Genomic DNA, 12,954 nt, shown 5'->3' on the forward strand with positions numbered 1-12,954 from the left:
CACCGCCCGGCCGCGGCCTATCCCAGCGCCCGTCCCAGCACGTAGACCGCCGGTGCGGCCGTTGCCAGGGGCAGGGCCACGCCCGCCGTGAAGTGCACGAAGCGCGACGGGTAGTCGTAACTCGCGACCCGGTGGCCGATCAGCGCGCACACCGCCGCGCCCGCGCCGAGCAGCGCGCCTTCCGGGCCGAGCCCTGTCATCGCGCCGACCGCGATGCCCGCGCCCGCCGCGGCGAGCAGGGAGACGAGCACGGAGGCCGGGGTCGGCAGGGGCAGCGCGCGGGCGAGGACGGCGACGGCCACCGCGGCCGCGCCGACCGTGACCGCGTCCGGGTCGGCGGCGAGGTGGCCGGCCGCGACGATCGCCAGGGCCGCGGAGGCGACCGTGGCCATCAGGCCGTACATCCGCTCGTCCGGGTCGGCGTGCGAGCGGAGTTGGAGGACGAGGGACAGCAGGACCCAGACGCCCAGCGTGCCGAGGATCGCGGCGGGCCCGTTCTCGCGGCCGGCCGCGAGCAGTACGGCGTCCGCGGCCAGCGCGCCCAGGAAGGCGAGCGCGATGCCCTGCCGGGCGGGCCACATGCCGTTGAGCCGGAACCAGCCCGCCGCCGTGACCGCCTGGAGGACGACGAGCGGTACGAGGAGGGCGTACGACCCGATGGCGGCCGTACCGGACAGGAGCAGACCGAGCAGCGCGGTGAGCGCGGCGGGCTGCATGCCGGGCTCGATGATCGGGGAACGCCCCTCCAGGCGGGCCCGCTGCGCGTCGGTGATCCGGGCGTTGCCGGCGACGGTGGCGGGGCCGTAGCCGGAAGCCGGCTCACCGGCTGCGGGCGACGCCTGAGCCTGGGCAACCGGGACCTGAGGAACATGAGGCTGCTGAGGCGCCGGCTGCGGCACCTGCTGAGCCCCGTACGCGTCGTACGGCGGCTGCACGGGCGGCTGCTGCGGCAGATACGCCGTCTCCGCGGCCGACACCGGCTGCTGCACCTGCGTCTCCCAGGTCTGCCCCTGCCACTGCTGCGTGTACTGCTGGGCGGCCTGCTGGTCCTCGTAGGCCTGCTGCCAGTAGGGGTCGTATCCCTCGGATCCCTCGTACCCCTGCTGGGGCGGGTACGGGGTACCGCCCTCGTACGGCTGGTCGCTCATCGTCACCCTCCTGCGAACGGCGGCAGCACCTCGACCGTGCCGCCGTCGGCCAGCCGTACCGTCTCATGGGCGCGGGTGCCGACGGGGTCACCGTCGACGAGGAACGAGCATCGCTGCAGGACGCGCACGAGTTCGCCGGGGTGTCGCCCGCGCACGGCGTCGAGCGCCTCGGCGAGCGTGGCCGCGTCGAACGGCTCCTCGGCGATCTGGGCCGCGGCCTTCGCGGCGGCCCAGTAGCGCACCGTGACCTTTGGCATCGGTTCCTCAATCAATCGGCGGTGTACACGGTCAGGCTAGCCCGGCCGTGCGACCGCCCAGTCCCCGATCCGGGCCAGCAGCTCGTCGCCGGCCGCGTGCTCCGCGTGCCCCATGCCGGGCTCCAGCCAGAGTTCGCCGTGGTCACCGGCGGCGGTGGCCAGCATGCGGGGGTGGTCGAGGGGGAAGTAGCCGTCCCGGTCGCCGTGGACGATGAGCAGGGGCCTCGGGGCGATCCTCGGCACCGCCTCCACCGGGGACAGCGGTACCGGGCTCCACTCCCGGTGGTGGATGCGCGTCCGGAGCCCGTAGCGGCCCACCAGGCGGCCCTCGGGGCGCGTCACCAGCCAGTGGAGGCGGCGCATGGGAGCCGTGCCCCGGTAGTACCAGCGGGCGGGAGCGCTCACCGAGACGACCACGTCCGCGTGCGCTTCCGTGTGCGCCTCGGTGCGCCCCGCGCGCCCCGACTTGTCCGGCGGGTGCAGCGCCGCGTGCCGCAGCACCACCGAGCCGCCCATGGAGAAGCCGACGGTGGCCACGCGCGCGTGCCCGAAGGAACGGGCCCACTCCACCGCGGCGGCGAGATCGAGCACCTCGCGGTCGCCGACCGTGGAGCGCCCGCCGGAGGCGCCGTGGCCGCGGAAGGAGAACGTGACCACGGCCCCGTACCGGGCGAACACCCGCGCGATACGGCGAATGTGCGGGCGGTCCGCGTCACCGGTGAAACCGTGCGCGATCACGAACACGAGATCACGGGAAGATGGCCTTCCGGCGTCGTATACGACCGCCCCCGGGTCGTATACGGAATCAATGGAAATACCGTCGGCCGTGTGCAGAAACGTCCGGAAAGGTGCGCGTCTGCTCGTCTCGGAGTGCGGACGAATGGTGGAACGCGCCACATGACCTGCCCGACCAGTGCTCATGTGGGCTATTCTCCTAGGCAGAGGACTCGGGCAGCGTAGCCCCCGGGTCCTTTTGTGCTTCCGGACGCGTTGTATACGAGGCGGAAAACCGCAGGTGTACGGGGCCCCGGGAATGCAGAGCAGTCCGCAGTGCCGCAGTGCCGCAAACGTCCTCGCAGGGACCGAGGAGGAACCAGACGTATGAGTTCTCTGCTGCTCCTGACCAACGCCCTCCAGCCGTCGACGGAGGTGCTTCCCGCCCTCGGCCTGCTCCTGCACAACGTGCGAGTGGCTCCGGCCGAAGGCCCCGCCCTCGTCGACACCCCGGGCGCCGACGTCATCCTCATCGACGGGCGCCGCGACCTCCCGCAGGTCCGCAGCCTGTGCCAGCTGCTGCGGTCCACCGGGCCCGGCTGTCCGCTCATCCTCGTCGTGACCGAGGGCGGCCTCGCCGCCGTGACCGCCGACTGGGGCATCGACGACGTACTCCTCGACACCGCCGGACCGGCGGAGGTCGAGGCCCGCCTGCGGCTGGCCATGGGCCGGCAGCAGATCGTCAACGACGACTCCCCCATGGAGATCCGCAACGGCGACCTGTCGGTCGACGAGGCGACCTACTCCGCCAAGCTCAAGGGCCGCGTCCTCGACCTCACGTTCAAGGAGTTCGAGCTCCTGAAGTACCTCGCCCAGCACCCGGGCCGCGTCTTCACACGCGCCCAGTTGCTGCAGGAGGTCTGGGGCTACGACTACTTCGGCGGCACCCGCACGGTCGACGTCCACGTACGACGGCTGCGCGCCAAGCTCGGACCCGAGCACGAGTCGCTGATCGGGACCGTCCGGAACGTCGGTTATCGATTCGTTACTCCCGAGAAGGGTGACCGCGCCACCGACGAGGCGAAGGCCAAGGCGGCCCAGTCAAAGCCGGAGGATGCGGACGAGGCGGCCGCCCTGGACGGCGCGGAGATCTCCGCAGAGGCATAGCGGACGCTCACCCGCTCGGGCCGGGCGCCGCTTCCGCACAGGGAGCCTGCTTGACGCCCTGCCCAGAGCGGGTCCATCCGCGTAGACTCCGCCCGTGGCCAAGGTAACCAGGGATGACGTAGCACGACTGGCAGGGACGTCCACTGCCGTCGTCAGCTATGTCATCAACAACGGACCCCGGCCGGTTGCCCCGGCCACGCGCGAGCGTGTCCTCGCCGCGATCAAGGAACTGGGGTACCGGCCGGACCGCGTCGCCCAGGCGATGGCGTCCCGGCGCACGGATCTCATAGGCCTGATCGTGCCGGACGCGCGCCAGCCCTTCTTCGGGGAGATGGCGCACGCGGTCGAACAGGCCGCGTCCGAGCGCGGAAAAATGGTGCTCGTCGGCAACTCCGACTACATCGGCGAACGCGAGGTCCACTACCTGCGCGCCTTCCTCGGAATGCGCGTGTCCGGACTCATCCTCGTCAGCCACGCGCTGAACGACAACGCCGCCGCCGAGATCGAGGCCTGGGACGCCAGGGTCGTCCTGCTGCACGAGCGGCCCGAGGCCATCGACGACGTCGCCGTCGTCACCGACGACCTGGGCGGCGCTCACCTCGCCGTGACCCACCTGCTCGAACACGGCTACGCGTACGTCGCCTGTATGGGCGGCATAGCCGAGACCCCGTCCGTCGGCGACCCGGTCTCCGACCACGTGGAAGGCTGGCGGCGCGCGATGGCCGAGGCCGGGATCCCCACCGAGGGCCGGCTCTTCGAAGCCCTGTACAACCGCTACGACGCCTACCAGGCCGCCCTCAAGATCCTCGCCGGGCCCAACCGCCCGCCCGCGATCTTCTGCTCCACCGACGACCAGGCGATCGGCCTGCTGCGCGCGGCGCGCGAACTGCGGATAGACGTACCCGGCGAGCTGGCCGTGGTCGGCTTCGACGACATCAAGGAAGCGGCCCTCGCCGACCCGCCCCTGACGACCGTCGCCTCGGACCGCTCCGCGATGGCGCGGGCCGCGGTCGACCTCGTCCTCGACGACGGTCTGCGGGTGGCGGGCTCCCGTCGGGAACGGCTGAAGGTGTTTCCCTCGCGGCTGGTCGTACGGCAGTCCTGCGGCTGCGCGTGAGGTCCCCGCGGCCTTTGTGAGAGCTCTCTGAGAGACGTCGCCGAGCTGCGAGAGACGTCTTTATATCGGACGTACGAGGTTCTGCCGGGGTTCTCAGCAAGCGCTCAGGGAGCTCTCATGGTCGGCGGACAAGCTACGTGTCATGACCGAGAGCTTCCGCCGCAGCGGCGAGTACGAGAACCCCCAGGGTCACGGCGACCAGGCCGCGTACCCCCAGCAGCAAGCCTCCCCCGTGAACCCCGAGTGGCCGCCCCCGCCGGCGCACCAGCCCGGGCAGCCGGTCACCGTCGAGCCGGGCACCACCGTCTGGCCGTCCCAGGCCTCGCAGGCGTCCGCACCGACCGGATTCGCGGCCGACGGTGCCTACGCAGGTGCCTACGGCGGCGGTGCCGGTACCGGAGGTGCCTACGGCGGCGGTGCCGGCAACGGCGGTGGTACGGGCGTGATGACGGGCGTGCCCGCCGAGCCCGCCGCGCCGGCGCCGGCTCCGGCGCCCAGGAAGCGCACCCGCGGCCCGCTCGCCCTGCTCGCCGCCGTGGCGATCGTCGCCGCGGCCATAGGCGGCGGTACCGCGTACGGCATCCAGGAGCTGACCGGCAACGACACGGTCGCCACCAGCAGCACCAGCACCAACGTGATCCCGTCCGCCGCCAAGGGCACGGTCGCCGGGGTGGCCAAGGCGGTCAGCCCGAGCATCGTCGAGATCAACGCCACCTCCAACGCCGGTGAGTCCACCGGCTCCGGCGTGATCATCACCAGCGACGGCGAGATCATCACCAACAACCACGTCGTGTCCGGCGCCTCCTCGATCAAGGTGAGCACCAGCGACGGCAAGACGTACACCGCGAAGGTCGTCGGCACCGACAGCAAGAAGGACCTCGCCCTGATCAAGCTGGAGGACGCCTCCGGCCTGACCGTGGCCACCCTCGGCGACTCCAGCGGCGTCCAGGTCGGCGACACGGTCGTGGCGATCGGCTCCCCCGAGGGTCTGACCGGCACCGTCACCAGCGGCATCGTCTCCGCCCTGAACCGTGACGTGACCGTCTCGACCGACGAGAGCCAGGGTCAGCAGCAGGACGGCAGCGGCCAGTGGCCGTTCGAGTTCGGCGGCCGGCAGTTCAACGGCGACACCGGTTCGTCGACGACCACGTACAAGGCGCTCCAGACCGACGCCTCGCTGAACCCCGGCAACTCCGGCGGCGCGCTCATCGACATGAACGGCAACATCATCGGCATCAACTCCGCGATGTACTCGGCCGCCGACTCCACCAGCTCGTCGAGCGCAGGCAGCGTGGGCCTCGGCTTCGCCATCCCGATCAACACCGTCAAGTCCGACCTGGCCACGCTGCGGGCCGGCGGTTCCGACAGCTGAGCCCGATCCCACCCCGTCCGTAGGGAGTACGTCATGATCAAGCAGGTTTCGCACCCCACGACCGGCACCGGCCCGGCCGACTTCACCCTGGCCCTTGAGGTGGCGTACGAACTGCACACGCCGGTGACGCGGGCGCCCGAAGTGGCCGCCGTCGCCCACGGCGCGGGCCGCCGCGCGAGTGCAGCGCGCAGCCGCCGCCGTACCGTACGCGGCTGATCCCACCCCGCTCGTCCTTCAGCGCCGGTCGGGAAGCATGCGAGGCTGAAAACGTTCAGCACGCTTCAGTCCCCAGTTCTCCCACCCCACCCGAGGAATCCGAAGCCCATGAGCCCCGCCGATGGCGACCGTGACACCCAGCGCATCCTGATCGTCGACGACGAGCCGGCGGTGCGCGAAGCACTCCAGCGCAGCCTCGCCTTCGAGGGCTACGACACGGAGGTCGCGGTCGACGGCGCGGACGCCCTGGAGAAGGCGACCGCGTACCAGCCCGACCTGGTCGTCCTCGACATCCAGATGCCCCGCATGGACGGCCTCACGGCCGCCCGCCGGATCCGCGGCGCGGGCGACACGACCCCCATCCTGATGCTGACGGCCCGCGACACGGTCGGCGACCGGGTGACGGGACTGGACGCGGGGGCGGACGACTACCTCGTCAAGCCCTTCGAACTCGACGAGTTGTTCGCCCGCGTCCGTGCGCTGCTGCGCCGCAGCTCGTACGCGGCGGCGGCCGGGGCGGGCACGGTCGAGCAGGACGAGGCGCTGACCTTCGCGGATCTGCGCATGGACCTCGCGACGCGGGAAGTCACCCGTGCCGGGCGGCCGGTGGAGCTGACCCGTACGGAGTTCACGCTGCTGGAGATGTTCATGGCACACCCGCGCCAGGTGCTGACCCGTGAGCAGATCCTCAAGGCGGTATGGGGCTTCGACTTCGAGCCGAGCTCCAACTCCCTCGACGTGTACGTCATGTACCTGCGCCGCAAGACCGAGGCGGGCGGCGAGCCGCGGCTCGTGCACACGGTTCGGGGCGTGGGGTATGTGCTGCGACAGGGCGGGGCGGAGTGAACAAGGTCGTACGCCGGTTCCGGTCGCTGCCGATCCGGTCGCGGCTGGCGATGCTGGTGGCGGCGGCGGTGGCGTTCGCGGTGGCGGCGGTTTCGGTCACTTGTTGGTTCATTGTGCAGGGGAAGTTGTACGAGCAGCTGAACAGCGACCTGCAGAGGGGAATCAAGGGGCCGGGACAGATCCAACAGGCCCAGGCAGCCCTCGCCAACTGCTCCGCGACCCCACAGGGCAATGGCTTCTTCCGGAACAACTACTCCCAGGTGGTCACGGAGACCGGAAAGGTCTGCGTCACCGACAACTCCACCGGCACCGTCAAGGTCACCCAGTCCGACAAGGACAAGATCAAGACCGGCGACATCAGCCGGATCTACTTCCGCAACGGCACCGACGAGGACGGCAACGAAGTCCGCGTGATGACCCGGCCGATGGGTCCCACCACGACCGTCACCGGGGAGGCCGGACCCAACGTCGGGCTCATCGTCGCCGTACCGCTGAAGAGCACCCAGTCCACCCTCAACGAACTGGCCCTCATCCTCCTCCTCGTCTCCGGCATCGGAGTCCTCGGTGCCGGCGTCGCCGGTCTCGCCGTCGCCCGTGCCGGCCTCCGCCCCGTCGACAAGCTCACCGAGGCCGTCGAACACGTGGCCCGCACGGAGGACTTGAGCATCCGCATCCCCGTGGACGAAGACCGAGACGACGAGGTCGCTCGTCTCTCCCGCTCCTTCAACTCGATGACGTCCTCCCTCGCCAACTCCCGCGAGCTCCAGCAGCAGCTCATCGCGGACGCCGGTCACGAGCTCCGCACCCCCCTCACCTCCCTCCGCACGAACATCGAGCTCCTCACCCGCAGCGAGGAGACCGGCCGCCCCATCCCGGAGGCCGACCGCAAGGCACTGCTCGCCTCCGTCAAGGCGCAGATGACCGAGCTGGCCGCTCTCATAGGCGACCTGCAGGAGCTGTCCCGCTCGGAGGGGCAGCGGGGCGAGCGTCTCCAAGTCGTCGCGTTGGAGGACGCCGTCGAGTCGGCCCTGCGCCGGGCGCGGCTCCGTGGGCCGGAGCTGACCATCACCGCCGATCTCCAGCCCTGGTTCGTCCGCGCGGAACCGGCCGCGCTGGAGCGCGCGGTCGTCAACATCCTCGACAACGCGGTGAAGTTCAGTCCCGAGGGCGGCACCGTGGAGGTGCGGCTCGCCGACGGCGTGCTCACCGTCCGCGACCACGGCCCCGGCATCCCCGCAGACGAACTCCCTCACGTCTTCGACCGCTTCTGGCGCTCCCCCAGCGCCCGCGCCCTGCCCGGGTCGGGCCTCGGCCTGTCGATCGTCGCCCGGACGGTGGAACAGGCCGGTGGCGAGGTCACCCTGGCCCGCGCGGAGGGCGGCGGCACGGTGGCGACCGTACGGCTGCCGGGGGCGCCGACGCCTCCGCCCGCCGAGCCGGTGGCGGACCCGCTCCCGTAGGGTGCCCGGATGATCCCGGTACCGGAGACGTTCGTACGGAGCACCGTGGAGCGCGAGGGAGAGGCAGGGGCGGCGTGGATCGCCGGACTCCCCGACCTCGTCGACCAGTTGCTGGACGGGTGGGACTGCGTACCGGACGGCGAGGTGCTGCACGGGGGCGTCGGCGTGATCGTCCCCGTGCGGCAGGGGCAGGGCGATGGGGCGGACGCCGTACTGAAGGTGTCGTTCCCGCATCCCGGCAACGTCCATGAGCCGGACGCCTTCGCCGCGTGGGACGGGCGGGGGGCCGTCCTGTTGTACGCCCGCGACGACGAGCGGTTCGCGATGCTCCTTGAGCGGGTCGGGACGCGGACCCTGGGGGAGGTCGAGGACGGGGACGAGGACAGGATCGTGACCGTCGCGGGGCGGCTCAACCGGCGGTTGGCCGTTCCGGCGCCGGCTGGGCTGCCCCGGTTGCGGGAGAGGGCCGACGGCTGGGAGGAAGAGCTGCGCCGGGACGCCGGGGAACTGGAACACGGTCTGGCCGGCCGCGTGCTGGATGCCGCCGTCGCGACCGTCCGTGAGCTGGGGCGCGTCCAGCCGGACACCCTGATCCACGGTGACCTGCATGCCCGGAACATCCTGCGCGCCGACCGTGAGCCGTGGCTGGCCGTCGACCCCAAGGGGTACGCGGGGGATCCCGCCTACGACGGCGGCACCCTGCTCAAGTCGCGCGCCCTGGCCCTGCTGGCCGCCGACGACCTGTCCAAGGCCGTGCACCGCGCCCTGGACGTCTTCGCCGAGGCGGCGGAGCTCGACCGTGAACAGGTCCGGCGGTGGGCCCAGTTCCACGCGGTCCAGACCGCCTTCCACGGCCGTCGGTACGGATTCCGGGTCGCTCGAGGAGGTCCGAGTCGGGACGGGTTCGTGCGCTTCGCGGAAGGGCTCGCGCAGTTGCTCACGTGAGTTGCTCACGTAAGCGGGCAAAGACCGACAGGCAGCCCCTCCTCTCTGTCAATGTCCTGTCATTCCTCACGCAATTCCGACCCTACTCGTGAGTTCTCTGCCATCTTCCTGGGCTGTCAGACAGGTGCCCCACGCACCTGTGCACAGCACCCAGGAATGAGCCACCCCCCATGCGACTCATCCGCACCTCACGTGGCAAGGCGCGCAAAGCTCTCAAGAAGAGCGCCCTGGTCACCGCCTCCACCGCCCTCGCCCTGACCGGCCTGCTGGCCGGCACCGGCTCCGCGCAGGCGGCCGGCGGCGGTCCGGGCGGCGCGACGAACATCCGGGGCACCGACCCCGGGAACACCGACCTGATGATCGAGCGGCTCTGTGAGCAGGAGGGAAGCCTGACGGGCGTCTACGGCGCCCTCAACGTCGACACCGGCGAGTTCAAGACCCGCGACGAGTACCTGCGGGACGTGGTTCCGCTGTGGATACCCGCCGGGCCGTGGGAGGTCTTCCGCGGCTGGTGCGGCTACGCACAGGCCTCGACCTGGTCCACCAAGGGCGAGCCGGTCCGCGTCTCCCCCTGGATCGGCAACCGGGGTTCGAAGGACGACAAGGAGACCTTCGTCAGCAGCTACAGCACCAAGACGTTCGCCAAGAAGAGCGTCGGTGCCTCGATCAGCCTCTCCCTCGCCAAGAGCATCTTCTCGGGCACCGCGGGCGGCAGCGCCGGCTACGAGTGGGGCTGGGAGAAGACCTCGTCCTTCGAGCGCCGCAGCGAGAAGACGATCCCGCCGTGCACCCAGGTCGCCGTGACCTGGACGCCGTACCAGCGCGTGGTGCGCGTCAACCCGATCTTCTACGTCGAGGACTACGAGTGGGACAAGGGCGACGGGCGCAAGACCGTGCACAGTTGGCGTGACCGCGGGTACAACACGGTCTACTCCTACGGCTACTACATCGACGGCACCTCCGACAAACTCCTGCCCAACGGCCAGCCCGACGGCCGTGAGGACAAGTGGGAGCAGAAGCTGGACCCGAAGACCTGCGCCTGATCGGGTCTGAGGTTCTTGATCCGGACCTGAGGTCCTTGATCCGGGCTGAGGTCCTTGATCCGGGCCTGAGGTCCTTGATCCGGACCTGACGCGTTTGATCCGGGCCTGAGGCCACCGATCCGCACCGGCGCGGCAACCTTTCCCCCACCGGCTCCGACAAGCAAGTGACGTGATCCCCCTGTCACTTGACTCGATCGGAAACCGCCGTGAGTGAAACCCGCAGCAAGCCCCGCCACCGCAGAAGGAAGACCGCGCTGGCGGTCGGCGTCCCCCTGGCGCTGACCGCCGCCGGCACTCTCGCCTACGGCACGGAATTCGGTGTCTTCGGCGCGGACGCTCAGCGAACGGCCTCCGCGGCCACCGCCGCCCCCGCCTGGGCGACCGCCACCGCCGACGGCTTCGCCTCCGTCAACTCCCTGGGCCAGAACGGGACGTACGGCGGCCGGGACGGCAAGACCGTCACCGTGAAGACGCTCGCGGACCTGGAGAAGTACGCGACCGCCGCCGAGCCGTACGTCATCGTCGTGGCCGCCACCATCCCCATGAACCCGGTCGGCAAGGAGATCAAGGTCGCCTCCGACAAGACGATCGTCGGCGCCGGGACCTCCGGGCACATCGTCGGCGGCGGGTTCTTCCTCGGCTCCGGCGTCCACAACGTGATCATCCGGAACCTGACGATCCGGGACGCCTACCAGGGCATCTGGAACGACAAGGACCACGACTTCGACGCGATCCAGATGGACGGCGCCCACCACGTCTGGATCGACCACAACGACCTGCGGAACATGGCCGACGGGCTGATCGACGTCCGCAAGGACACCACGAACGTGACCGTGTCCTGGAACAAGCTCAGCCAGGACAACAAGGCCTTCGGCATCGGCTGGACCGAGAACGTCGTCACCGACATCACGATCCACCACAACTGGATCCGCGAGACCGAGCAGCGCAACCCGTCGACGGACAACGCGGCCCACGCGCACCTCTACAACAACTTCCTGGAGGACGTCGCCGGCACCGACGTCAACTCCTCCTACGGCAACTACTCGCGCGGCGCGACCAAGATGGTCCTGGAGAACTCCTACTTCCAGGGCATGAAGAACCCCGTCATCAAGGACAGCACCGCGAGCATCGTCCAGAAGGGCAACACCTTCGTCGGGACCAGCGGGCGCAACGAGAGCGGTGGTACGGCCTTCGACCCGAAGACGTACTACGCGTACACGGCGGACAAGACGGCGGACGTGCCGTCGCTGCTCAAGTCCGGGGTGGGACCGCGCGGTTCGATCGGTACGGCGACCGCCTCGACCACCGCCGCTGCCGCCACCACCCTCACCGTCGCCAAGGACGGCAGCGGGCAGTACTCGACCGTGCAGGCCGCGGTGAACGCCGTACCGGCGAACAACCCGTCGCGGGTCGTCATCTCCGTCAAGCCGGGGACGTACCGCGAACTCGTCAAGGTCCCCGCCAACAAGCCGCACGTCACCGTCCAGGGCACGGGCGGCAGCCGCAAGGACACGGTGATCGTCTACAACAACGCGTCCGGGACGCCGAAGCCGGACGGCTCCGGCACCTACGGCACCGGGGGCAGCGCCACCATGGCCGTCGAGGCGGACGACTTCCAGGCCCGCAACCTGACCATCTCCAACGACTTCGACGAGGCCGCCAACCAGTCCCTCTCCGGCCACCAGGCCGTCGCCCTGCGCACCGCGGCCGACAAGGTCCTCCTGGACTCCGTCATCGTCAGCGGCGACCAGGACACCCTGCTGGTGGACACCGCGTCGAAGGACAAGCTGGGCCGCGTCTACATGGCGAACTCCTACGTCATCGGCAACGTCGACTTCATCTTCGGCCGGGCGACCGCGGTGATCGACCGGTCGGTCATCACCCTCAAGAAGCGCTGGAACGGCACCTCGGCCGGCTACGTCACCGCCCCGAGCACGGCGGCGGGCCGCAAGGGCATCCTGATCGCCAACTCCACGGTCAACGGCGACGTCTCCGACCGCACCTTCTACCTCGGCCGCCCCTGGCACGCCGGGGGCGACGCCTCCCTCGACCCGCAGACCACGGTCCGCAACACCAACCTCAGCGCGGCGATCCGGACCACCCCCTGGACCGACATGAGCGGCTTCTCCTGGAAGGACGACCGCTTCGCCGAGTACAAGAACACCGGCGCGGGCGCGGGCGCCGCGAGCACCGACCGCCCCCTCCTGACCGACGCGCAGGCCGCCGGCCAGGAGGTCGCGGACTGGCTGGGCGACTGGACGCCTTCGGCTTCCTGACGTGCGCCGCCCTCCTCACCCCCGGCCTGTCCGCTGCGGGGGTGAGGGGGCTGCGCTCAGTTCACTTCATGCCATGGGGAAGGTTCGCGTCGGTGTCGACGCCCCGGAAACAGGGGTCCTCCGCCGTGACCGGTTCGGCGCGCACGGCGTCGACCATCTTCCGCACCTGCTCGGGCAACGCGTCAACGTGCCTGAGCCTTGAGTGTCCAGTCCATTTGCCACGGCGGCCCCATGAATCCTCCGCTGGTCACTGACCGGGCTCCAGCCGCTGCGCTTGGTGACGGATGTTGGACGTCTCCTCGATGAGCGCCTTGGCCTCGACGAGGTCGTTGGACTCCCTGCGGGGCGTGCTGAGCAATGGCTTCACGCAATGCCTTCGGGGTCCGCTCGGGC

At 70.4% G+C, this 12,954-nt stretch carries 12 protein-coding genes; 9 read left to right on the top strand and 3 right to left on the bottom strand.

Annotated elements, in window-relative coordinates; genetic code table 11:
• Window positions 1-17: 17 nt before the first annotated feature.
• Genes ACWBNA_RS31995 through ACWBNA_RS32005 form a run of 3 tightly spaced genes read right to left on the bottom strand, consistent with a single transcriptional unit; the run spans window position 18 to window position 2,326 of the window.
• On the bottom strand, window positions 18-1,148 hold the full coding sequence (locus tag ACWBNA_RS31995) for a hypothetical protein (protein ID WP_482708004.1): 1,131 nt from the start codon (window positions 1,146-1,148) through the stop codon (window positions 18-20).
• 2 nt (window positions 1,149-1,150) lie between these two features.
• Window positions 1,151-1,405 carry a MoaD/ThiS family protein gene (locus tag ACWBNA_RS32000; protein WP_217237038.1) on the bottom strand — a complete coding sequence of 85 codons (255 nt, stop codon included), beginning with the start codon at window positions 1,403-1,405 and terminating at the stop codon, window positions 1,151-1,153.
• Window positions 1,406-1,441: 36 nt separating this feature from the next.
• The gene (locus tag ACWBNA_RS32005) at window positions 1,442-2,326 is read right to left on the bottom strand and encodes an alpha/beta hydrolase (RefSeq protein ID WP_482708005.1); all 885 of its coding nucleotides are present in this window, start codon (window positions 2,324-2,326) and stop codon (window positions 1,442-1,444) included.
• Window positions 2,327-2,506: 180 nt separating this feature from the next.
• On the opposite strand from ACWBNA_RS32005, the gene ACWBNA_RS32010 reads away from it, so the two are divergent.
• The 9 genes from ACWBNA_RS32010 to ACWBNA_RS32050 all read left to right on the top strand — a co-directional run bounded on the left by ACWBNA_RS32010 (window position 2,507) and on the right by ACWBNA_RS32050 (window position 12,561).
• Window positions 2,507-3,286, top strand: coding sequence for a winged helix-turn-helix transcriptional regulator (locus ACWBNA_RS32010; RefSeq protein WP_482708006.1), 780 nt, complete (start codon window positions 2,507-2,509; stop codon window positions 3,284-3,286).
• Between the two features lie 94 nt (window positions 3,287-3,380).
• Window positions 3,381-4,403, top strand: a complete 1,023-nt coding sequence (locus ACWBNA_RS32015; RefSeq protein ID WP_482708007.1) for a LacI family DNA-binding transcriptional regulator — start codon at window positions 3,381-3,383, stop codon at window positions 4,401-4,403.
• A 142-nt stretch (window positions 4,404-4,545) separates the two neighbouring features.
• On the top strand, window positions 4,546-5,775 hold the full coding sequence (locus tag ACWBNA_RS32020; RefSeq protein ID WP_482708008.1) for a S1C family serine protease: 1,230 nt from the start codon (window positions 4,546-4,548) through the stop codon (window positions 5,773-5,775).
• Window positions 5,776-5,808: 33 nt separating this feature from the next.
• Window positions 5,809-5,991 carry a hypothetical protein gene (locus tag ACWBNA_RS32025; RefSeq protein WP_482708009.1) on the top strand — a complete coding sequence of 61 codons (183 nt, stop codon included), beginning with the start codon at window positions 5,809-5,811 and terminating at the stop codon, window positions 5,989-5,991.
• 108 nt (window positions 5,992-6,099) lie between these two features.
• Window positions 6,100-6,837 carry a response regulator transcription factor gene (locus tag ACWBNA_RS32030; RefSeq protein WP_482708010.1) on the top strand — a complete coding sequence of 246 codons (738 nt, stop codon included), beginning with the start codon at window positions 6,100-6,102 and terminating at the stop codon, window positions 6,835-6,837.
• Window positions 6,834-8,297: a HAMP domain-containing sensor histidine kinase gene (locus ACWBNA_RS32035; protein WP_482708011.1), complete on the top strand. Its 1,464-nt coding sequence runs from the start codon at window positions 6,834-6,836 to the stop codon at window positions 8,295-8,297. The genes ACWBNA_RS32030 and ACWBNA_RS32035 overlap by 4 nt, the downstream gene beginning before the upstream one ends.
• A gap of 9 nt (window positions 8,298-8,306) precedes the next feature.
• A complete protein-coding gene (locus ACWBNA_RS32040; protein ID WP_482708012.1) occupies window positions 8,307-9,242 on the top strand; it encodes an aminoglycoside phosphotransferase family protein in 936 nt (311 codons plus the stop codon).
• A 170-nt stretch (window positions 9,243-9,412) separates the two neighbouring features.
• Window positions 9,413-10,285 carry a hypothetical protein gene (locus ACWBNA_RS32045; RefSeq protein WP_482708013.1) on the top strand — a complete coding sequence of 291 codons (873 nt, stop codon included), beginning with the start codon at window positions 9,413-9,415 and terminating at the stop codon, window positions 10,283-10,285.
• 206 nt (window positions 10,286-10,491) lie between these two features.
• Window positions 10,492-12,561: a pectinesterase family protein gene (locus ACWBNA_RS32050; RefSeq protein ID WP_482708014.1), complete on the top strand. Its 2,070-nt coding sequence runs from the start codon at window positions 10,492-10,494 to the stop codon at window positions 12,559-12,561.
• The last annotated feature ends 393 nt before the right edge of the window (window positions 12,562-12,954 follow it).

It is taken from the genome of Streptomyces sp. Q2, from assembly GCF_056820935.1.

Excerpts from the sequence above, each read along its gene's own strand:
- ACWBNA_RS31995 (WP_482708004.1), bottom strand. The coding sequence starts at position 1,148 with ATGAGCGACCAGCCGTACGAGGGCGGTACCCCGTACCCGCCCCAGCAG.
- ACWBNA_RS32000 (WP_217237038.1), bottom strand. The coding sequence starts at position 1,405 with ATGCCAAAGGTCACGGTGCGCTACTGGGCCGCCGCGAAGGCCGCGGCC.
- ACWBNA_RS32005 (WP_482708005.1), bottom strand. The coding sequence starts at position 2,326 with ATGAGCACTGGTCGGGCAGGTCATGTGGCGCGTTCCACCATTCGTCCG.
- ACWBNA_RS32010 (WP_482708006.1), top strand. The coding sequence starts at position 2,507 with ATGAGTTCTCTGCTGCTCCTGACCAACGCCCTCCAGCCGTCGACGGAG.
- ACWBNA_RS32020 (WP_482708008.1), top strand. The coding sequence starts at position 4,546 with ATGACCGAGAGCTTCCGCCGCAGCGGCGAGTACGAGAACCCCCAGGGT.
- ACWBNA_RS32025 (WP_482708009.1), top strand. The coding sequence starts at position 5,809 with ATGATCAAGCAGGTTTCGCACCCCACGACCGGCACCGGCCCGGCCGAC.
- ACWBNA_RS32030 (WP_482708010.1), top strand. The coding sequence starts at position 6,100 with ATGAGCCCCGCCGATGGCGACCGTGACACCCAGCGCATCCTGATCGTC.
- ACWBNA_RS32040 (WP_482708012.1), top strand. The coding sequence starts at position 8,307 with ATGATCCCGGTACCGGAGACGTTCGTACGGAGCACCGTGGAGCGCGAG.
- ACWBNA_RS32045 (WP_482708013.1), top strand. The coding sequence starts at position 9,413 with ATGCGACTCATCCGCACCTCACGTGGCAAGGCGCGCAAAGCTCTCAAG.